The organism is Streptomyces sp. NPDC048420 (assembly GCF_040651535.1).
GTDB lineage: Bacteria > Actinomycetota > Actinomycetes > Streptomycetales > Streptomycetaceae > Streptomyces.
Map to the genome: position 1 here is coordinate 24,493 of NZ_JBEZKG010000039.1, position 21,487 is coordinate 45,979.

Annotated in this window: 16 protein-coding genes; 2 read left to right on the forward strand and 14 right to left on the reverse strand. The window is 69.4% G+C overall.

What is annotated here, in order from left to right:
- Positions 1-4 precede the first annotated feature (4 nt).
- On the forward strand, positions 5-2,848 hold the full coding sequence (locus AB0D34_RS42735; RefSeq protein ID WP_362672456.1) for a fumarate reductase/succinate dehydrogenase flavoprotein subunit: 2,844 nt from the start codon (positions 5-7) through the stop codon (positions 2,846-2,848).
- Positions 2,849-3,087: 239 nt separating this feature from the next.
- On the opposite strand, the gene recQ is transcribed toward AB0D34_RS42735, so the two are convergent.
- Positions 3,088-5,088 carry a DNA helicase RecQ gene (recQ, locus tag AB0D34_RS42740; RefSeq protein WP_362672531.1) on the reverse strand — a complete coding sequence of 667 codons (2,001 nt, stop codon included), beginning with the start codon at positions 5,086-5,088 and terminating at the stop codon, positions 3,088-3,090.
- Between the two features lie 152 nt (positions 5,089-5,240).
- On the opposite strand from recQ, the gene AB0D34_RS42745 reads away from it, so the two are divergent.
- A complete protein-coding gene (locus tag AB0D34_RS42745) occupies positions 5,241-5,756 on the forward strand; it encodes a hypothetical protein (protein WP_362672459.1) in 516 nt (171 codons plus the stop codon).
- Between the two features lie 91 nt (positions 5,757-5,847).
- Here the strand turns inward: AB0D34_RS42745 and nuoN are convergent, their stop codons facing one another.
- Genes nuoN through AB0D34_RS42810 form a run of 13 tightly spaced genes read right to left on the reverse strand, consistent with a single transcriptional unit; the run spans position 5,848 to position 21,476 of the window.
- On the reverse strand, positions 5,848-7,497 hold the full coding sequence (nuoN, locus tag AB0D34_RS42750; protein WP_362672462.1) for an NADH-quinone oxidoreductase subunit NuoN: 1,650 nt from the start codon (positions 7,495-7,497) through the stop codon (positions 5,848-5,850).
- Positions 7,494-9,065, reverse strand: a complete 1,572-nt coding sequence (locus AB0D34_RS42755; RefSeq protein ID WP_362672465.1) for an NADH-quinone oxidoreductase subunit M — start codon at positions 9,063-9,065, stop codon at positions 7,494-7,496. Before AB0D34_RS42755 ends, nuoN begins: the two co-directional genes overlap by 4 nt.
- Positions 9,066-9,070: 5 nt before the next feature.
- Entirely contained in the window at positions 9,071-10,984 is a 1,914-nt protein-coding gene (nuoL, locus tag AB0D34_RS42760; RefSeq protein ID WP_362672468.1) for an NADH-quinone oxidoreductase subunit L, read from the reverse strand.
- A gap of 14 nt (positions 10,985-10,998) precedes the next feature.
- Positions 10,999-11,298 carry an NADH-quinone oxidoreductase subunit NuoK gene (gene nuoK, locus AB0D34_RS42765; RefSeq protein ID WP_003974374.1) on the reverse strand — a complete coding sequence of 100 codons (300 nt, stop codon included), beginning with the start codon at positions 11,296-11,298 and terminating at the stop codon, positions 10,999-11,001.
- On the reverse strand, positions 11,295-12,149 hold the full coding sequence (locus AB0D34_RS42770; RefSeq protein WP_362672470.1) for an NADH-quinone oxidoreductase subunit J: 855 nt from the start codon (positions 12,147-12,149) through the stop codon (positions 11,295-11,297). The genes nuoK and AB0D34_RS42770 overlap by 4 nt, the downstream gene beginning before the upstream one ends.
- On the reverse strand, positions 12,146-12,787 hold the full coding sequence (gene nuoI / locus AB0D34_RS42775) for an NADH-quinone oxidoreductase subunit NuoI (RefSeq protein WP_362672472.1): 642 nt from the start codon (positions 12,785-12,787) through the stop codon (positions 12,146-12,148). Before nuoI ends, AB0D34_RS42770 begins: the two co-directional genes overlap by 4 nt.
- Positions 12,780-14,147, reverse strand: a complete 1,368-nt coding sequence (nuoH, locus tag AB0D34_RS42780; RefSeq protein WP_362672474.1) for an NADH-quinone oxidoreductase subunit NuoH — start codon at positions 14,145-14,147, stop codon at positions 12,780-12,782. The genes nuoI and nuoH overlap by 8 nt, the downstream gene beginning before the upstream one ends.
- Positions 14,144-16,648, reverse strand: a complete 2,505-nt coding sequence (locus AB0D34_RS42785) for an NADH-quinone oxidoreductase subunit G (RefSeq protein WP_362672477.1) — start codon at positions 16,646-16,648, stop codon at positions 14,144-14,146. The genes nuoH and AB0D34_RS42785 overlap by 4 nt, the downstream gene beginning before the upstream one ends.
- Positions 16,645-17,994 carry an NADH-quinone oxidoreductase subunit NuoF gene (gene nuoF, locus AB0D34_RS42790; RefSeq protein ID WP_362672480.1) on the reverse strand — a complete coding sequence of 450 codons (1,350 nt, stop codon included), beginning with the start codon at positions 17,992-17,994 and terminating at the stop codon, positions 16,645-16,647. Before nuoF ends, AB0D34_RS42785 begins: the two co-directional genes overlap by 4 nt.
- Positions 17,994-18,854, reverse strand: a complete 861-nt coding sequence (gene nuoE / locus AB0D34_RS42795; protein ID WP_362672483.1) for an NADH-quinone oxidoreductase subunit NuoE — start codon at positions 18,852-18,854, stop codon at positions 17,994-17,996. Before nuoE ends, nuoF begins: the two co-directional genes overlap by 1 nt.
- Positions 18,851-20,173, reverse strand: coding sequence for an NADH-quinone oxidoreductase subunit D (locus tag AB0D34_RS42800; protein ID WP_362672485.1), 1,323 nt, complete (start codon positions 20,171-20,173; stop codon positions 18,851-18,853). Before AB0D34_RS42800 ends, nuoE begins: the two co-directional genes overlap by 4 nt.
- Positions 20,170-20,925 (reverse strand): NADH-quinone oxidoreductase subunit C, encoded by a 756-nt coding sequence (locus AB0D34_RS42805; protein ID WP_362672487.1) that lies wholly within the window; start codon positions 20,923-20,925, stop codon positions 20,170-20,172. Before AB0D34_RS42805 ends, AB0D34_RS42800 begins: the two co-directional genes overlap by 4 nt.
- Positions 20,922-21,476: an NADH-quinone oxidoreductase subunit B gene (locus AB0D34_RS42810; protein WP_007383964.1), complete on the reverse strand. Its 555-nt coding sequence runs from the start codon at positions 21,474-21,476 to the stop codon at positions 20,922-20,924. Before AB0D34_RS42810 ends, AB0D34_RS42805 begins: the two co-directional genes overlap by 4 nt.
- Between the last annotated feature and the right edge of the window lie 11 nt (positions 21,477-21,487).

Here is a 21,487-nt window from a genome sequence, read left to right on the forward strand (position 1 = left end):
TCCGGTGACCACCCCCTCCTTGAACACGCCTCTGGAGATCCCCGCCCTCACCGACGCCGAGGAGATCCGCTGTGACGTCCTCGTCATCGGTGGGGGCACCGCCGGCACCATGGCCGCCCTGACCGCCGCCGAGCACGGCGCGGACGTGCTGCTGTTGGAGAAGGCCCACGTCCGGCACTCCGGAGCCCTCGCCATGGGCATGGACGGCGTCAACAACGCCGTCATCCCCGGCCGCGCCGAGCCCGACGACTACGTCGCCGAGATCACCCGCGCCAACGACGGCATCGTCGACCAGTCCACCGTCCGCCAGACCGCCGTCCGCGGCTTCGGCATGGTGCAGCGCCTGGAGTCGTACGGCGTGAAGTTCGAGAAGGACGAGCACGGCGACTACGCGGTCCGCCAGGTCCACCGCTCCGGCTCCTACGTGCTGCCGATGCCGGAGGGCAAGGACGTCAAGAAGGTCCTGTACCGGCAGCTGCGGCGCCGCGAGATGCGGGAGAAGATCCGCATCGAGAACCGGGTAATGCCGGTGCGGGTGCTGACGTCTCCGGACGACGGACGGGCCGTGGGGGCGGTCGGCTTCAACACGCGCACCGGTGCCTTCGTCACGGTCCGCGCGGGCGCGGTGATCCTGGCGACGGGCGCCTGCGGCCGCCTGGGCCTGCCCGCCTCCGGTTACCTGTACGGCACGTACGAGAACCCGACCAACGCGGGCGACGGTTACGCCATGGCCTACCATGCGGGCGCCGAGCTGACCGGTATCGAGTGCTTCCAGATCAACCCGCTGATCAAGGACTACAACGGACCCGCCTGCGCGTACGTCGCCAACCCCTTCGGCGGCTACCAGGTCAACCGGCACGGCGAGCGTTTCGTCGACTCCGACTACTGGTCCGGCCAGATGATGGCCGAGTTCGCGGCCGAGGTCGCCTCCGACCGGGGCCCGGTGTACCTGAAGCTGAGCCACCTCCCCGAGGAGTCGATCTCGTCCCTGGAGTCGATCCTGCACTCCACGGAACGCCCCACCCGAGGCACCTTCCACGAGGGCCGCGGCCACGACTACCGCACCCACGACATCGAGATGCACATCTCCGAGATCGGCCTGTGCGGCGGCCACTCGGCCTCCGGCGTCCGCGTCGACGACCACGCCCGTACGACCGTCCCGCGCCTCTACGCCGCCGGCGACCTGGCCTGCGTGCCGCACAACTACATGATCGGCGCGTTCGTCTTCGGTGACCTCGCGGGCGCGGACGCCTCCCAGTACGCCCCGTACGAAGGGGAGTTGCCGTCCGACCAACTGCGCGAGGCGCACGAGCTGATCTACCGCCCGCTGCGCAACCCGGACGGCCCGCCGCAGCCCCAGGTCGAGTACAAGCTGCGCCGCTTCGTCAACGACTACGTGGCTCCGCCGAAGTCCGGCGCCCGTCTCTCCCTGGCCCTGGAGTCCTTCGAGCGGATGCGGGACGACATCGCCGCGATGGGTGCCCGCACCCCGCACGAGTTGATGCGCTGTGCCGAGGTCTCCTTCATCCGCGACTGCGCGGAGATGGCCGCGCGAGCCTCCCTGGCCCGCACGGAGTCCCGCTGGGGCCTCTACCACGACCGCCTCGACCACCCCCATCGCGACGACACCTCCTGGTTCCACCATCTCGACCTGCACAAGTCCCCCTCCGGTGCGATGGAGTTCACGGCCCGGCCCGTGGCTCCCTATCTGGTTCCGATCGACGAGTTCACCCCGGTCGGCGGTCCCTCCCGGCACATCGGCGAGGTGCACGCCGAGGATGTGGCTACGGCCGGTGCGCGGGACCGGGCGCCGGTGGCGGCGGGGGTTGGCGTGGGCGGGGTTGGCGTGGACGGGGTTGGCGTGGACGGGGAGGCGAACTCGCTGCCGACCTCGCTGCCGACGGGGAGGGGGCCCCTCCCCCCTCCCCTCCCCACCCCCCACACCTCCTCCGCCCGCCTCCTCGAACTCGTCTCCCTCGCCGAGGAGCAGCCCGAACTCAGCTCTCTTCAGCCCTACTTGACCGACCCTGCACCCGCCGTCCGGCGCGAGGCCGTGGCCGTACTCACCGAGACCCTGCCTTCTGGCACCGGCCCCGCCCTCGCTGAGGCACTCCGTGACCCCGCCGTCGAGGTCCGCGCCGCCGCGGCCGCGTCCCTGCGCGAACTCGTCGAGACGCTCCCGCCGGAACCCGCCCTGCGTGACGGCCTCGCCGCCGCCCTGGCCGAGGCCGACCCGGTCGTCCGCGCCGCCGCCCTGGACGTTCTGCGCGCCCTGCGCCTGGGTGACGCAAAGCTGTTCGCCGGGTCACTGACCGACTCGGAGATCCCGGTCCGCATCGAGGCCGTCCGCGCCCTGGTCTCGGTGGACGCCGCCACCGAACTGGCCCACACGGCCACCACCGACCCGTCCCGCGAGGTCCGCGTGACGATCGCCAAGGCGCTGGCGACGGTGTGGCCACAGCGCCCGCTCGACGCCGTCCTCGAAGCCCTGTCCCAACTCACCGAGGATCCCGACGCACTGGTCCAGGGGGCCGCCTACGGGGCGCTCGGCACCACCGGCTGCCCCGCGTCGCTCGCCGCCCGTGCCGTGACGGCCCTGTCAGCCGCCGCGTGGCAGGTCCGATCGGGTGCGGCGACCGCGCTGTCCGCCGCCGACCCGGACGTGGCAGTCCCCGCCCTCGCCAAGGCCCTCGCCGACCCGAACGCCGACGTCCGCAAAGCGGCCGTCCTCGCCCTGACCCGGCATTCGGGCACCGAGGACGCCCGCGCGGCGCTGGCCACGGCGACGACCGACTCGGACGCGGATGTCAGGGCGTATGCGGCGAGGGGGTTGCACCATCTGCCGTAGAACTCTGGCGCCACGCCGGTAGTGGACGCCCCTTCACCGGTCGTGCACGGACGCCCACGCACCAGCCGACCGCGGACGCCCGTGCGCTACCCGGCCAGGCAGCGTCCCGTGCACCCATCAGGCCGCGGACATCCCCGCCGCCCATCAGGCCGCGGACATCCCCGCCGCCCATCAGGCCGCGGACGTCCCCGCACCCCACCCGGCGGTCCCGGACGCCCCCCGAATCGTCCCGGCCGCCCCTATATCCAGTCCTCCGGCTCGGGTTCCGCGTCCATCTCAGGCCAGTGGTCGTCGCCATCGGCCTTCGCGGGTGTCACGGTCGGTGCGGTGCCTCCCGCGGGGCCGGGGCTGTCGAGGGAGGCCAGTACGCCGATCACGCCCTCGCCGTAGGTCACCAGCTTCTTCTCGCCGACCCCGCCCACGTTTCCGAGCTGCTGCACCGAGGTCGGCCACACCGTGACGATCTCCCTGAGCGTGGCGTCGTGGAAGATGACGTAGGCCGGGACGCCCTGCTCCCGGGCCTGCTCGGCACGCCAGGCCCGCAGTGCCTCGAACGCCGGCTGCAGTGCTTCGGGCAGCTCGGCCACCGCGGCCTTGGCCCTGCCCCGCCCTGACGAGGAGCTGGTCTTCGCGGTCGCGGGCCTCTTCGGCTCCTTGCGCAGCGGCACCTCCCGCTCCCGCCTCAGCACCGCCCCGCTCGCCTCGGTGAGCACCAGCGTGCCGTACTCCCCCTCGACCGCGAGCAGCCCCTGTGCCAGCAACTGCCGTACGACACCCCGCCATTCGCCCTCGGAGAGCTCCTCGCCGATGCCGAACACGGACAGCTGGTCGTGGTCGAACTGGATGACCTTGCCGGTGCGCTTGCCGAGCAGGATGTCGACGATCTGCACCGCGCCGAACTTCTGCCCCCGCTCCCGTTGCAGCCGCACCACCGTCGACAGCACCTTCTGGGCCGCGACGGTGCCGTCGATGGTCTCCGGCGGCGTCAGGCAGGTGTCGCAGTTGCCGCAGCCCGCCGGATCGGGTTCCTGGCCGAAGTAGTTCAGGAGCTGCCCGCGCCGGCACTGGGACGTCTCGCACAACGCCAGCATCGAGTCGAGATGGGCGGCGGCCCGGCGCCGGAACGCCTCGTCGCCCTCACCGGACTGGATCATCTTGCGCTGCTGTATGACGTCGTTGAGGCCGTAGGCCATCCAGGCGGTGGACGCCAGTCCGTCACGGCCCGCGCGGCCCGTCTCCTGGTAGTAGCCCTCGACCGACTTGGGCAGGTCGAGGTGGGCGACGAAGCGGACGTCCGGTTTGTCGATACCCATCCCGAAGGCGATGGTCGCCACCACGACCAGGCCGTCCTCGCGCAGGAAGCGGGACTGGTGGGCGGCGCGGGTGCCGGCGTCGAGGCCCGCGTGGTACGGGACCGCCTCGATGCCGTTGCGCGAGAGGAACTCAGCCGTTGTGTCCACCGACTTGCGCGAGAGGCAGTAGACGATGCCCGCGTCGCCCGCGTGTTCCTCGCGCAGGAAGGCGAGCAGTTGCTTCTTGGGGTCGGCCTTCGGGACGATCCGGTACTGGATGTTGGGCCGGTCGAAGCTCGCCACGAAGTGCCGGGCCGTCGGCATGTTCAGCCGCTGGGTGAGCTCCTCGTGCGTGGCGCGCGTGGCCGTCGCGGTGAGGGCGATCCGCGGGACGTCGGGCCAGCGCTCGCCTAGCAGCGACAGAGCCAGGTAGTCGGGCCGGAAGTCGTGACCCCACTGGGAGACGCAGTGTGCCTCGTCGATGGCGAAGGCGGCGATCTTGCCGCGCGAGAGGAGGTCCAGCGTCGAGTCAAGCCGCAGCCGCTCCGGGGCCAGATACAGCAGGTCCAGCTCTCCGGCCAGGAACTCGGCCTCCACCACGCGCCGCTCGTCGAAGTCCTGCGTGGAGTTCATGAACCCGGCGCGCACGCCGAGCGCCCTGAGCGCGTCCACCTGGTCCTGCATCAGCGCGATGAGGGGTGAGACGACGATGCCCGTGCCGGGTCTGACCAGGGACGGAATCTGGTAGCACAGCGACTTGCCGCCGCCGGTCGGCATGAGGACGACGGCGTCCCCGCCGGCCACCACATGCTCGATGATCTCTTCCTGCTCGCCGCGGAAGGCGTCGTATCCGAAGACCCGGTGGAGCGTGGCCAGTGCCTCGCTGTCGCTCGCGTCCGGTGTCCCGGTGATCCCTGGCATCTCGCTGATCCCGCCCATCCCGCCCATAGTCCCGTCCCCCGTACGTCGTCCCTCTAGCACTGCCTCCACGATAGGGCTCCGCACTGACAGCCCCGGAGTTATCCACAGGCCGGCCCGGTGACGTCGTGTAGTCATTCGATCGGCCGCTGTCACATGGCGCGTTCGTTCGAGGCGGGGACATGCTGCTGGGGAGGTCCGCCTCCTTCTCCCTCCAGCGTCTCAAGGAGAACCACGATGGCCCTTCGGCCCCTGAAGGCAGTCCTCACCGTCGCGGCGGCAGCGGCCTTCTCGCTGACCGCCGTTCCCGCGCAGGCAGCCGCCCGGACCCGTTCGTCTGGACAGAGCTGACCACGACGTACACGGCGACCGGCCAGTACGGCTACGAGCCGTTCGCGCCGAGCGACGGCTACGACCGCACCGAGGTGTGTGTGACAGACGTGGGCTACCGCTACGTCAACCCGGAGCACATCGGCAGTCTCGACCCCGAGGAACCCTCGGCCCTGCTGTACGAGGACGGGCCCCACGGCCGCAAGCTGACCGGGGTGGAGTGGGCCGTCGCGGACACCGGGCAGGCCACCCCGGAGCTGTTCGGCCTGAAGTTCGAGATGGGGCAGCAGTCCGGCCAGTTCACGCTCCGCGCCTGGATCTACAAGCAGAACCCCAAGGGGCTCTTCAAAGCGCTCAACCGACGGTGAAGTGCCCGGCCCCCTGACCGAACGCACCGGGCCCCGGCCCCCTCGAAGGGAACCGGGGCCCACCGTATGGGAACGGCTCAGGCACCGCAGGTCAGCGCACGAACACTCCGGCCTGGTTCGCCAGGTCCAGGAAGTACTGCGGCGCCACACCGAGCACCAGCGTGACCGCCACGCCGACCCCGATCGCCGTCATCGTCAGCGGCGACGGCACCGCGACCGTCGGTCCCTCCGGCCGCGGCTCGCTGAAGAACATCAGCACGATCACGCGGATGTAGAAGAACGCGGCGATCGCCGACGAGATCACACCGACCACGACGAGCGGCGCCGCGCCGCCCTCCGCCGCCGCCTTGAACACGGCGAACTTCCCGGCGAAGCCGGAGGTCAGCGGGATACCGGCGAAGGCCAGCAGGAACACCGCGAACACGGCGGCGACCAGCGGCGAACGGCGGCCGAGCCCCGCCCACTTGGACAGGTGCGTCGCCTCACCGCCGGCGTCGCGGACCAACGTCACCACCGCGAACGCGCCGATCGTCACGAACGAGTACGCGGCCAGGTAGAAGAGGACCGACGAGACCCCGTCCGGCGTGGTCGCGATGACACCCGCGAGGATGAATCCGGCGTGCGCGATCGACGAGTACGCCAGCAGTCGCTTGATGTCGGTCTGGGTGATCGCGACGATCGCACCGCCGAGCATGGTGACGATCGCGACGGCCCACATGACCGGCCGCCAGTCCCAGCGCAGGCCCGGCAGCACGACGTAGAGGATCCTGAGCAGCGCGCCGAACGCGGCCACCTTGGTCGCCGCCGCCATGAAGCCGGTGACCGGGGTGGGCGCTCCCTGGTAGACGTCCGGCGTCCACATGTGGAACGGGACGGCGCCGACCTTGAACAGCAGACCCATGACGATCATCGCGGCGCCGATCAGCAGCAGCGCGTCGTTGCCCATGGTGTCCACGAGCGCCGGGTCCACGGTGGTGATGGTGCCGTCGACGACCTGCGCGATGGTGCCGTACGACACCGAGCCCGCGTAGCCGTAGAGCAGGGCGATGCCGAACAGGGTGAACGCGGAGGCGAACGCGCCGAGCAGGAAGTACTTGACCGCGGCCTCCTGCGACATGAGCCGCTTGCGGCGGGCCAGCGCGCACAGCAGGTACAGCGGCAGCGAGAAGACCTCCAGGGCCACGAACAGCGTCAGCAGGTCGTTGGCGGCCGGGAAGATCAGCATGCCGGCGACGGCGAAGAGCAGCAGCGGGAACACCTCGGTGGTGGTGAACCCGGCCTTCACCGCTGCCTTCTCGCTGTCGCTGCCCGGCACGGAGGCGGCCTGCGCGGCGAAGGAGTCGATGCGGTTGCCGTGCGTCTCGGGGTCGAGCCGCCGCTCGGCGAAGGTGAACAGACCGACCAGGCCCGCCAGCAGGATCGTGCCCTGCAGGAAGAGGGCCGGTCCGTCGACGGCGATCGCGCCCATGGCCGCGATGCCCGCCTTCGTCGTGGCGTACCCGTCGGCGGCCAGTGCCACGACCGCCGCGAAGGCGGCGCACAGCGCCACGACGGACACGAACAGCTGGGCGTAGTAACGGGACTTGCGCGGGACGAAGGCCTCGACCAGCACTCCGATGATCGCCGCGCCCACAACGATCAGGGTGGGCGACAATTGCCCGTATTCGATCTTCGGCGCGTCGATCTTCGAGATCGGGTCGGCCGCGGTTGTCCACAGGCTGTGGACGGCTACTGCGCTCACTTGGCCGCCTCCACCTCGGGCTTGGGGTCCTTCTTGTGTACGTCGGACATGGTCGACTTCACCGCCGGGTTCACGATGTCCGTGACGGGCTTCGGGTAGACGCCCAGGAAGATCAACAGGACGACCAGCGGGGCGACGACCAGGAGCTCACGCGCGCGCAGGTCGGGCATCGCGGAGACCTCCGGCTTCACCGGGCCCGTCATCGTCCGCTGGTAGAGGACGAGGGTGTATAGCGCGGCGAGCACGATGCCGAAGGTGGCGATGATGCCGATCACCGGGTAGCGCGCGAAGGTGCCGACCAGGACCAGGAACTCACTGACGAAGGGCGCGAGCCCCGGCAGCGAGAGGGTCGCGAGGCCGCCGATCAGGAAGGTGCCGGCGAGCACCGGGGCGACCTTCTGGACTCCGCCGTAGTCGGCGATGAGCCGCGAGCCGCGCCGCGAGATCAGGAAGCCGGCCACCAGCATCAGCGCGGCCGTCGAGATCCCGTGGTTGACCATGTAGAGCGTCGCGCCGGACTGGCCCTGGCTGGTCATCGCGAAGATGCCCATGATGATGAAGCCGAAGTGCGAGATCGACGCGTAGGCCACCAGCCGCTTGATGTCCCGCTGGCCGACCGCGAGCAGCGCCCCGTAGATGATGCTGATCACCGCCAGGACCAGGATCGCGGGCGTCGCCCACTTGCTGGCCTCAGGGAAGAGCTGGAGGCAGAAGCGGAGCATCGCGAAGGTGCCCACCTTGTCGACGACCGCCGTGATGAGCACGGCGACCGGGGCGGTGGCCTCCCCCATCGCGTTGGGCAGCCAGGTGTGCAGCGGCCACAGGGGCGCCTTCACCGCGAAGGCGAAGAAGAACCCGAGGAACAGCCAGCGTTCGGTGTTGGTCGCCATGTCGAGCGTGCCGTTGGCCCGCGCCTCGGCGATCTCCTGGAGGCTGAAGTTCCCGGCTACGACATAGAGGCCGATCACCGCGGCCAGCATGATCAGACCGCCGACCAGGTTGTAGAGCAGGAACTTCACCGCGGCGTACGACCGTTGGGCCGCCGCCTTCTCGTCGGAGCCGGCGTGGGCACGGTCCCCGAAGCCGCCGATGAGGAAGTACATCGGGATCAGCATGGCTTCGAAGAAGATGTAGAAGAGGAAGACGTCGGTGGCCTCGAAGGAGATGATCACCATCGCCTCGACGGCCAGGATCAGGGCGAAGAAGCCCTGCGTGGGCCGCCACCGCTTGTTGCCGGTCTCCAGCGGGTCGGCGTCGTGCCAGCCCGCCAGGATGATGAACGGGATCAGCAGGGCGGTCAGCGCGAGCAGCGCCACCCCGATGCCGTCCACGCCCAGTTCGTAACGGACCCCGAAGTCCGCGATCCAGGCGTGTGATTCGGTGAGCTGGTAGCGGTCGCCGTCCGGGTCGAAGCGGACCAGCACGGTGATCGCGAGGGCGAGGGTGGCGAGCGAGACGAGCAGCGCCAGCCATTTGGCGGCGGTGCGCCGCGCGGCCGGTACGGCGGCCGTGGCGATCGCCCCGATCGCCGGGAGCGCCGCCGTCGCTGTCAGCAGAGGAAAGGACATCGGTATCAGACCGCCCTCATCAGCAGGGTCGCGGCGACGAGGATGGCCGCACCGCCGAACATCGAGACCGCGTACGACCGCGCGAAGCCGTTCTGCAGCTTGCGCATCCGACCGGACAGACCTCCGACCGAGGCCGCCGTGCCGTTGACCACTCCGTCGACCAGGGTGTGGTCGACGTAGACCAGGGACCGCGTGAGGTGCTCCCCGCCGCGGACCAGGACCACGTGGTTGAAGTCGTCCTGGAGCAGGTCGCGCCGGGCGGCCCGGGTGAGCAGCGACCCGCGCGGGGCGACGACCGGGACCGGGCGGCGGCCGTACTGGGCATAGGCGATCGCCACGCCGATCACCAGGACCACCATCGTGGCGAGGGTGACGGTGAGTGCGCTGACCGGGGAGTCGCCGTGGGAGTGCCCGGTGACCGGCTCCAGCCAGTGCAGGAAGCGGTCGCCGATGCTGAAGAACCCACCAGCGAAGACCGATCCGAACGCCAGCACGATCATCGGGATCGTCATGGACTTCGGGGACTCGTGCGGGTGCGGCTCGTGGCCCTCGGCGTCCGGCTGCCAGCGCTTCTCGCCGAAGAACGTCATCAGCATCACGCGCGTCATGTAGTACGCGGTGATGGCCGCGCCGAGCAGGGCGCAGGCGCCGAGGATCCAGCCCTCGGTGCCGCCCTTGGCGAAGGCGGCCTCGATGATCTTGTCCTTGGAGAAGAAGCCGGACAGGCCCGGGAAGCCGATGATGGCGAGGTAGCCGAGGCCGAAGGTCACGAAGGTGACCGGCATGTACTTCCTGAGGCCGCCGTACTTCCTCATGTCGACCTCGTCGTTCATGCCGTGCATGACCGAACCGGCGCCGAGGAAGAGCCCGGCCTTGAAGAAACCGTGCGTCACCAGGTGCATGATCGCGAAGACGTAGCCGATCGGGCCGAGGCCCGCAGCGAGGACCATGTAGCCGATCTGCGACATGGTCGAGCCGGCCAGGGCCTTCTTGATGTCGTCCTTCGCGCAACCGACGATCGCACCGAACAGGAGCGTGACCGCGCCGACGACGGTGACGACGAGCTGGGCGTCCGGAGCGAGGTTGAAGATGTTGGCGGAGCGGACGATCAGGTAGACGCCCGCGGTCACCATGGTCGCCGCGTGGATGAGGGCGGAGACCGGGGTCGGGCCCTCCATCGCGTCCCCGAGCCAGGACTGCAGCGGCACCTGGGCCGACTTACCGCAGGCGGCGAGCAGCAGCATCAGGGCGATGCCGGTGAGAGTCGCCTCGGAGGCGCCGCTCACCATGCCCGGCTCCTCGTGGCTGCCGAGCACCGGGCCGAAGGCGAAGGTGCCGAACGTCGTGAACATCAGCATGATCGCGATCGACAGGCCCATGTCGCCGACGCGGTTGACCAGGAAGGCCTTCTTCGCCGCGGTGGCCGCGCTGGGCTTGTGCTGCCAGAAGCCGATCAGCAGGTAGGAGGCGAGACCGACGCCCTCCCAGCCGACGTACAGCAGCAGGTAGTTGTCGGCGAGGACGAGCAGCAGCATCGCCGCGAGGAACAGGTTCAGATAGCCGAAGAAGCGGCGGCGGCGCTCGTCGTGCTCCATGTACCCGATGGAGTACAGGTGGATGAGCGAGCCGACGCCGGTGATCAGCAGCACGAACGTCATCGACAGCTGGTCGAGGCGGAAGGCTACGTCCGCCTGGAAGCCCTCGACGGGGACCCAGCTGAACAGGTGCTGGGTGAGCGTGCGGTGCTCGGCGTCCTTGCCGAGCAGGTCGGCGAAGAGGATGGCGCCGAACACGAAGGAGGCGCCGGCGAGCAGGGTGCCGATCCAGTGGCCGACGGCGTCCAGCCGTCGGCCGCCGGTCAGCAGGACCGCCGCTCCGAGCAGGGGCGCCGCGATGAGCAGCGCGATGAGGCTTTCCACGATTCAGCGACCCCTTACAGCTTCATCAGGCTGGCGTCGTCGACCGAGGCCGAGTGGCGGGAACGGAACAGCGACACGATGATCGCGAGCCCGACCACGACCTCCGCGGCGGCGACGACCATCGTGAAGAAGGCGATGATCTGGCCGTCGAGATTGCCGTGCATCCGGGAGAAGGCGACGAACGCGAGGTTGCAGGCGTTGAGCATGAGCTCGATGCACATGAACACGACGATCGCGTTGCGCCTGATCAGCACGCCGGTGGCGCCGATCGTGAACAACAGGGCGGCGAGGTAGAGGTAGTTGACGGGGTTCACTTCGACGCCTCCCTCTTGAAGGTGGCCGGTTCGATCTCGGTCCGCTCCAGGCGTTCCTCCGCGCGCTGTTCCAGCGCCTTGAGGTCGTTGAGCGCCTCGGCCGAGACGTCCCTGACCTGGCCGCGCTCGCGCAGCGTCTTGCTGACGGTGAGCTCGGAGGGGGTGCCGTCCGGCAGCAGGCCCGCGATGTCCACCGCGTTGTGCCGGGCGTAGACCCCCGGAGCCGGCAGCGGCGGGACGTGCTTGCCCTCGCGGACGCGCTTCTCGGCCATCTCCCGCTGGGTCAGGGCGCGCTCGGTGCGCTCGCGGTGCGTGAGCACCATGGCGCCGACGGCGGCCGTGATCAGCAGGGCGCCGGTGATCTCGAAGGCGAAGACGTACTTGGTGAAGATGAGGGTCGCGAGGCCCTCCACATTGCCGCCCGCGTTGGCCTGGGTGAGGCCGTTGAACTGGTTGAGGGAGGCGTTTCCGATACCGGCGAACAGCAGGATGCCGAAGCCGAGCCCGCACAGCAGGGCCAGCCAACGCTGGCCCCTGATGGTCTCCTTCAGGGAGTCCGCCGCGGTCACGCCGACGAGCATCACCACGAACAGGAACAGCATCATGATCGCGCCGGTGTAGACGACGATCTGCACGACGCCGAGGAAGTAGGCGCCGTTGGCGAGGTAGAACACCGCCAGGATGATCATGGTGCCGGCGAGACAGAGCGCGCTGTGCACGGCCTTCTTCATGAAGACGGTGCACAGGGCGCCGATCACGGCGACGGTGCCGAGGACCCAGAACTGGAAGGCCTCGCCGGTGGAGGTGTCGGCAGCCAGAGTGGCCGCGGCGAGCTGGAGGGGTGCGGTCATCGCCCGATCACCTTCTCCGACGCCGGTTCGTCCTCACCGAAGGTGGAGTCGGCCTCCTGGACCACCTCGCCCTTGGAGACGGCGACCTGGGGCACGGTGCCGGGCGCGGCCTCGGTCACCAGGCCCCGGTAGTAGTCCTGCTCGTCGGTGCCGGGGTAGATCGCGTGGGGCGAGTCGACCATGCCCTCTTCGAGACCGGCGAGCAGCTGGTCCTTGGTGAAGATGAGGTTGGCGCGACTGCTGTCGGCGAGTTCGAACTCGTTGGTCATCGTCAGCGCGCGCGTGGGGCACGCCTCGATGCACAGCCCGCACAGGATGCAGCGGGCGTAGTTGATCTGGTAGACGCGGCCGTACCGCTCGCCGGGCGAGTAGCGCTCCTCGTCGGTGTTGTCGGCGCCCTCGACATAGATGGCGTCGGCGGGGCAGGCCCAGGCGCACAGCTCGCAGCCCACGCACTTCTCCAGGCCGTCCGGATGGCGGTTCAGCTGGTGCCGTCCGTGGAACCGCGGAGCGGTGGTCTTCTGCTGCTCCGGGTACTGCTCGGTCAGCCGCTTCTTGAACATGGCCTTGAAGGTCACGCCGAAGCCGGCGACGGGGTTCATGAAACCGGGCTTGGTCTCCTTCGGCTCCTCAGCCATCGGACGCCTCCTTTCCATCCGTAGATCCGCCGTCACTCTGAGTATCGGGCCCGCCACTGGCAATCAGCTCCCGCTCCTGGCGCGAGCGGCGCCTGGGCACCGGCGGCAACTCCTGTCCGGGCAGCGGCGGGACGGGGAATCCGCCCGCCATCGGGTCGAATCCGGCCGGTTCCGCGGCGGTCTCGGCGGCCGCCTTCGGCTTCTCCCGGAACATGTCGGCGACGAAGGAGAGCAGCAACAGGACCAGCACTCCGCCACCGATGTAGAGGGCGATGTCGGCGAAGTCGTAGTTCTCGTTGCGCAGGGTCCGCACGGTCGCGACGAGCATCAGCCAGACCACGGAGACCGGGATGAGGACCTTCCAGCCGAGCTTCATCAGCTGGTCGTAGCGCACGCGAGGGAGTGTGCCGCGCAGCCAGATGAAGAAGAACAGCAGCAGTTGCACCTTGATCACGAACCAGAGGAGCGGCCACCAGCCGTGGTTGGCGCCCTCCCAGAAGGTGGAGATGGGCCAGGGGGCCCGCCAGCCGCCGAGGAAGAGCGTGGTCGTCACGGCCGAGACCGTCACCATGTTCACGTACTCGGCGAGCATGAACATCGCGAACTTGATCGAGGAGTACTCGGTGTTGAAGCCGCCGACCAGGTCGCCCTCGGACTCCGGCATGTCGAAGGGGGCGCGGTTGGTCTCGCCGACCATGGTGATGACGTAGATGATGAAGGAGACCGGCAGCAGGATGATGTACCAGCGGTCCTGCTGGGCCTCGACGATCGCCGAGGTCGACATCGACCCGGAGTAGAGGAACACCGAGGCGAAGGCCGCGCCCATGGCGATCTCGTACGAGATCATCTGCGCGCAGGAGCGCAGGCCACCGAGGAGCGGGTACGTCGACCCGGAGCTCCAGCCGGCCAGGACGATGCCGTAGATGCCGACCGAGGCGACCGCGAGGATGTAGAGCATCGCGATGGGCAGGTCGGTGAGCTGCATCGCGGTGCGGTGGCCGAAGATCGAGATCTCGTTGCCGGCCGGACCGAAGGGGATCACCGCGATCGCCATGAAGGCCGGGATGGCCGCGACGATCGGCGCGAGGACGTAGACGACCTTGTCCGCGCGCTTGACGATGACGTCTTCCTTCAGCATCAGCTTGATGCCGTCGGCGAGCGACTGGAGCATGCCCCAGGGGCCGTGCCGGTTGGGGCCGATGCGCAGCTGCATCCAGGCGACGACCTTGCGCTCCCACACGATGGAGAACAGCACGGTCACCATCAGGAAGGCGAAGCAGAAGACGGCCTTGATGACGACGAGCCACCAGGGGTCGGTGCCGAACATCGAGAGGTCTTCCGCGGCGAGGTACGGGCTCATGCCTCCACCTCCGTGGGGGCTTCGGCTGCGAGCGTGGCCGGGCCGATGTGGACGAGGGAGCCGGGCCGCATCCCGGCGTCGGAGGCGACGCCCCCGCCGGTGGAGTTCAGCGGGAGCCAGACCACGCGGTCGGGCATCTCGGTGATCTGCAACGGCAGTTCGACGACGCCGGTCTTGCCGGTCACCGCGAGGAGGTCGCCTTCCTTGACGCCCGCCTCAGCGGCCGTCGCGGACGACACACGCGCGCGTGCCGCGTGCCGGGTCCCGGCGAGCGCCTCGTCACCCTGCTGAAGGAGACCCTGGTCGAGCAGCAGCCGATGTCCGGCCAGCACGGCCTCTCCGGCGGCGGGCCGCGGCAACTGGGCGCCGGTCTCCAGGGGTTCGGTGCCGCGTGGCCCGTCCCAGGGGCCGAGCCGATCGATCTCCGCGCGCGTGGTGCGCAGATCCGGCAGACCCAGGTGTACGTCCATGGCGTCGGCCACCATCTGGAGGACCCGCGCGTCGGTGGGTGCGAGGTTGCGGGTCATCTGGTCGGGCTTGAGCGCGGCCTCGAAGAAGCGCACCCTGCCCTCCCAGTTGAGGAAGGTGCCGGCCTTCTCGGCGACCGCGGCCACCGGCAGGACGACGTCCGCGTGCTCGGTGACCTCACCGGGCCGCAGTTCCAGCGACACCACGAACCCGACCTCCTGGAGCGCTTCACGCGCGCGTGCCGGATCGGGCAGGTCCGCGATCTCGACGCCCGCGACCACCAGGGCCTGGAGTTCGCCGGAGGCCGCCGCGTCGACGATCTGGCCGGTGTCCCGCCCGTAGCGGTGCGGGAGATCGGCCACGCCCCAGACCGCGGCGACCTCCTCACGCGCGCGCGGGTCGGTGGCCGGACGGCCGCCCGGCAGGAGCGAGGGCAGCGCGCCCGCCTCGACGGCGCCGCGCTCTCCGGCCCGCCGCGGGATCCACACCAACTGCGCGCCGGTCGCCGAGGCGGCTCGAACGGCGGCTGTCAGTCCGCCCTTCACCGCGGCCAGCCGCTCGCCCACCACGATCACCGCGCCGGCGGTGCGCAGCGCTTCGGAGGCCCTGCTGCCGTCGTCCTCCAGGCCGACTCCGCCGGCCAGGGCGTCCAGCCACTCGGTCTCGGTGCCGGGGGCGGCGGGCAGCAGCGTGCCGCCCGCCTTCTCCAGACCGCGGGTGGCGTACGTGGCGAGGGAGAACACCTTCTGGCCGTGCTTGCGCCAGGCCTTGCGCAGCCTCAGGAAGACGCCGGGCGCCTCCTCCTCGGCCTCGAACCCGACCAGCAGGACCGCCGGCGCCTTCTCCAGCGCGGTGTACGTGACGCCCGTACCGTCGAGGTCGCGGCCACGGCCGGCGACCCGCGCGGCGAGGAAGTCGGCCTCCTCGCTGCTGTGCACGCGCGCGCGGAAGTCGATGTCGTTGGTGTCGAGCGCCACGCGCGTGAACTTGCTGTACGCGTAGGCGTCCTCGATGGTGAGGCGGCCGCCGGTGAGGACCCCGGCCCGGCCGCGTGAGGCGAGCAGCCCCTGGGCGGCGATCTGGAGCGCTTCCGGCCAGGAGGCCGGTACGAGTTCGCCCTCGGGGTTGCGCACCAGGGGCGTCTCCAGCCGGTCACGCTGCTGCGCGTACCGGAAGGCGAAGCGCCCCTTGTCGCAGATCCACTCCTCGTTGACCTCGGGGTCGTTGGCGGCGAGCTTGCGCATGACCTTGCCGCGCCGGTGGTCGGTGCGGGTGGCGCAGCCGCCGGAGCAGTGCTCGCACACGCTCGGGGAGGACACCAGGTCGAAGGGGCGGGAGCGGAATCGGTACGCCGCCGAGGTGAGCGCGCCGACCGGGCAGATCTGGATGGTGTTGCCGGAGAAGTACGACTCGAAGGGGTCGCCCTCGCCGGTGCCGACCTGCTGGAGCGCGCCCCGCTCGATCAGTTCGATCATGGGGTCGCCCGCGACCTGGTTGGAGAAGCGGGTGCAGCGGGCGCACAGCACGCACCGCTCGCGGTCGAGCAGCACCTGGGTGGAGATCGGGACGGGCTTCTCGTAGGTCCGCTTCTTGCCCTCGAAGCGGGACTCGGCCTGGCCGTGTGACATGGCCTGGTTCTGCAGGGGGCACTCGCCGCCCTTGTCGCAGACCGGGCAGTCCAGCGGGTGGTTGATGAGGAGGAGTTCCATCACACCGTGCTGGGCCTTCTCGGCGACCGGCGAGGTGAGGTGGGTCTTCACCACCATGCCGTCGGTGCAGGTGATGGTGCAGGAGGCCATCGGCTTTCGCTGGCCCTCGACCTCGACGATGCACTGGCGGCAGGCGCCGGCCGGGTCGAGGAGGGGGTGGTCGCAGAAGCGGGGGATCTCGATGCCGAGTTCTTCGGCGGCCCGGATGACCAGGGTGCCCTTGGGCACGCTGATCTCGGCGCCGTCGATCGTCAGCGAGACGAGATCCTCCGGCGGGACCGCCGCCTCTCCCCCGCCTGTGGGAGCGTTGGTGGTCACGGTCATGCGTTCACCTCCGTGCGGGAGTCGGCCCAGACCGTCGACTTGGCCGGGTCGAAGGGGCAGCCACGGCCCGTGATGTGCTGCTCGTACTCCTCGCGGAAGTACTTGAGCGAGGAGAAGATCGGCGAGGCGGCACCGTCGCCGAGGGCGCAGAACGACTTGCCGTTGATGTTGTCGGCGATGTCGTTCAGCTTGTCGAGGTCGGACATGACGCCCTTGCCGGCCTCGATGTCGCGCAGCAACTGCACGAGCCAGTACGTCCCTTCGCGGCACGGGGTGCACTTGCCGCAGGACTCGTGGGCGTAGAACTCGGTCCAGCGGGTGACGGCGCGGACCACGCAGGTCGTCTCGTCGAAGCACTGCAGCGCCTTGGTGCCGAGCATGGAACCGGCGGCGCCGACGCCCTCGTAGTCGAGGGGGACGTCGAGGTGCTCGTCGGTGAACATCGGCGTGGAGGAGCCACCCGGCGTCCAGAACTTCAGCCGGTGACCCGGCCGCATCCCGCCGCTCATCTCCAGCAGCTGGCGGAGTGTGATGCCGAGCGGGGCCTCGTACTGGCCGGGGCTGGCGACATGGCCGCTGAGCGAATAGAGCGTGAAGCCCGGGGCCTTCTCGCTGCCCATCGACCTGAACCAGTCTTTCCCTCTTTGGAGAATCGCGGGAACTGACGCGATCGACTCCACGTTATTTACAACAGTCGGGCAGGCGTAGAGGCCTGCGACCGCAGGAAAGGGGGGACGGAGCCGCGGTTGACCACGGCGGCCTTCGAGCGAGTCGAGCAGTGCGGTCTCCTCACCGCAGATGTACGCCCCGGCGCCGGCGTGCACGGTGATGTCGAGATCGAGGCCGCTGCCCAGGATGTTCTGTCCGAGGTAGCCGGCCGCATAGGCCTCGCTCACGGCCGAGTGCAACCGCCGCAGCACAGGGACGACTTCACCGCGCAGATAGATGAAGGCATGCGAAGACCTGATGGCATAACACGCGATGATCATGCCCTCGATGAGGCTATGCGGGTTCGCGAAGAGGAGCGGGATGTCCTTGCACGTCCCGGGCTCCGATTCGTCGGCGTTGACAACTAGATAGTGCGGTTTTCCATCCCCCTGGGGAATGAACTGCCATTTCATCCCGGTGGGGAATCCCGCACCGCCGCGGCCGCGCAGCCCGGAGTCCTTGACGTACGCGATCAGGTCGTCCGGCGACATCGCGAGCGCCTTGCGGAGTCCCTCGTACCCCTCGTGCCTCTTGTAGACGTCCAGCGTCCAGGACTTGTCCTGGTCCCAGAAGGCCGACAGCACGGGTGCGAGCAGCTTCTCGGGGCTGGTGTCTTTCAGTTCGGGTGCCAAGGTCATCACTCCCCCTCCTCGGCGGTGGGCCCGGCCGGATGGGCCGGGTCGGAGGCCGACGTGTCCTGTGGCGCGTCGTGCGAACTCAGGTGCTCCGACGGGGACGGCTCGTGGACGTCCCGGTCCTGCGGTGCGCCGTCACGCGGATGGACCACGCGCGCGGGTGCGGCCTCTCCCCTGGCCAGGCGGAGGCCCACCAGCGACGCGGGTCCCGCCCCGCCGCTCGCCTCGACGGCTCCTGGCCGCTCGTCGGGGAAGCCGGCGAGGATCCGCGCGGTCTCCTTGAAGGTGCACATCGGCGCCCCGCGCGTGGGCTCGACCGGCCGCCCCGCGCGCAGGTCGTCGACGAGGCGCTTGGCGGTGGCCGGGGTCTGGTTGTCGAAGAACTCCCAGTTGACCATCACGACCGGCGCGAAGTCGCAGGCCGCGTTGCACTCGATGTGCTCCAGGGTGACCTTGCCGTCGTCGGTGGTCTCGCCGTTGCCGACGCCCAGGTGCTCCTGGAGCTCCGAGAAGATCGCGTCGCCGCCCATCACCGCGCAGAGGGTGTTGGTGCAGACACCCACCTGATAGTCACCGGACGGCTTGCGCCGGTACATGGTGTAGAAGGTGGCCACCGCGGTGACCTCGGCCGTGGTCAGCCCCAGTACGTCAGCGCAGAACTGCATCCCGGTGCGCGTGACATGGCCCTCCTCCGACTGCACGAGATGCAGCAACGGCAGGAGTGCCGAGCGGGAGTCCGGGTAGCGGGCGATGATCTCGCGCGCGTCCGCCTCCAGACGGGCTCGGACGTCGTCCGGGTAAGCGGGTGCGGGCAGTTCGGGCATGCCCAGGCTGACGCCCCGCTCGGAAGAACTCGTGGTCACCGGTCGACGCCTCCCATCACGGGGTCGATGGACGCGACAGCGACGATGACGTCGGCGACCTGGCCGCCCTCGCACATCGCCGCCATGGCCTGAAGGTTGGTGAAGGACGGGTCGCGGAAGTGGACCCGGAAGGGGCGGGTGCCGCCGTCGGACACGGCGTGCACCCCGAGTTCGCCCTTGGGTGACTCGACGGCCGCGTACGCCTGTCCCGGCGGGACGCGGAAGCCCTCGGTGACCAGCTTGAAGTGGTGGATCAGGGCCTCCATGGAGGTGCCCATGATCTTCTTGATGTGGTCGAGGGAGTTGCCGAGCCCGTCGGGGCCGAGCGCGAGCTGGGCGGGCCAGGCGATCTTCTTGTCGGCGACCATGACCGGTCCCGGCTGGAGCCGGTCCAGGCACTGCTCGACGATCCTCAGCGACTGGCGCATCTCCTCCAGGCGGATGAGGAAGCGGCCGTAGGAGTCGCAGGTGTCGGCGGTCGGGACGTCGAACTCGTACGTCTCGTAGCCGCAGTAGGGCTGCGACTTGCGCAGGTCGTGCGGCAGACCGGTGGAGCGCAGGATGGGCCCGGTGGCACCGAGGGCCATGCAGCCCGCCAGGTCCAGGTAGCCGACGTCCTGCATACGGGCCTTGAAGATGGGGTTCCCGGTGGCGAGCTTGTCGTACTCCGGGAGGTTCTTCTTCATCTTCTTCACGAACTCGCGGATGTGGTCCACCGCGCCGGGCGGCAGGTCCTGCGCGAGTCCGCCGGGGCGGATGTACGCGTGGTTCATCCGCAGGCCCGTGATGAGCTCGTAGATGTCGAGAATCATTTCACGATCACGGAATCCGTAGATCATGATCGTGGTGGCGCCGAGTTCCATGCCGCCGGTGGCGATGCACACCAGGTGCGAGGAGAGCCGGTTCAGCTCCATCAGGAGCACCCGGATGATCTCGGCCCGGTCGGGGATCTGGTCCTCGATGCCGAGGAGCTTCTCGACGGCGAGACAGTAGGCGGTCTCGTTGAAGAAGGACGTCAGGTAGTCCATGCGCGTCACGAACGTGGTGCCCTGCGTCCACGTGCGGAACTCGAGGTTCTTCTCGATGCCGGTGTGGAGATAGCCGATGCCGCAGCGGGCCTCGGTGACCGTCTCGCCGTCGATCTCCAGGATCAGGCGGAGCACTCCGTGGGTGGAGGGGTGCTGTGGGCCCATGTTGACGACGATGCGCTCGTCGTCGGCCCGGGCCGCGGACTGGACGACCTCGTCCCAGTCACCACCGGTGACCGTGTATACGGTGCCTTCCGTGGTCTCACGGGGAGAGGCGTGGGAAGTGCTCACGAGTACGACCTCCGCTGGTCCGGAGCCGGGATCTGGGCGCCCTTGTACTCGACGGGGATGCCGCCGAGGGGGTAGTCCTTGCGCTGCGGGTGGCCCTGCCAGTCGTCCGGCATCATGATCCGCGTCAGGGCCGGGTGACCGTCGAAGACGATCCCGAAGAAGTCGTAGGTCTCGCGCTCGTGCCAGTCGTTGGTCGGATACACCGAGACCAGGGACGGGATGTGCGGATCGGCGTCCGGGGCGCTGACCTCCAGGCGGATCAGCCGGTTGTGGGTGATCGAGCGCAGGTGGTAGACGGCGTGCAGCTCGCGGCCCTTGTCGTGGAGGTAGTGGACCCCGCTGACGCCGGTGCAGAGCTCGAAGCGCAGGGCCGGGTCGTCGCGCAGGGTCCGCGCGACACGCAGCAGGTGCTCGCGCTCGATGTGGAAGGTGATCTCGCCGCGGTCGACGACCGTCTTCTCGATGGCGTTGTCGGGGAGCAGCCCCTGCTCCTCCAGCGCGCCCTCCAGCTCGTCGGCGACCTCGTCGAACCAGCCGCCGTAGGGGCGGGCGGCCGCCCCGGGGAGCCTGATCGAGCGGACCAGGCCGCCGTAGCCGGAGGTGTCGCCGCCGTTGTTGGCACCGAACATGCCGCGCTGGACGCGGATCTCCTCGCCGCCGTCGCCGCGCTGGCCGGGGAGGTTGGAGGCGCCGAGGTCCTTCTCGGGGTTCACCCCGTTCGACGCCCCGTTGACACCGTTCGCGTCGCTCACCGCAGCAGCCCCTTCATCTCGATCGTGGGCAGGGCCTTGAGCGCCGCCTCCTCCGCCTCGCGGGCCGCCTCCTCGGCGTTCACGCCGAGCTTGGAGGACTGGATCTTCTGGTGGAGCTTGAGAATGGCGTCCATCAGCATCTCGGGCCGTGGCGGGCAGCCGGGCAGATAGATGTCGACCGGGACGATGTGGTCGACGCCCTGCACGATCGCGTAGTTGTTGAACATGCCGCCCGAGGAGGCGCAGACCCCCATGGAGATCACCCACTTGGGGTTCGGCATCTGGTCGTAGACCTGCCTGAGCACCGGCGCCATCTTCTGGCTGACCCGGCCGGCGACGATCATGAGGTCGGCCTGGCGGGGTGAGCCGCGGAAGACCTCCATGCCGAAGCGGGCCAGGTCGTAGCGTCCGGCTCCCGTGGTCATCATCTCGATGGCACAGCAAGCGAGGCCGAAGGTGGCCGGGAAGACGGACGCCTTGCGCACCCAGCCCGCGGCCTGCTCGACGGTGGTCAGCAGGAAGCCGCTCGGCAGCTTTTCTTCGAGTCCCATGAGTTAAAGGC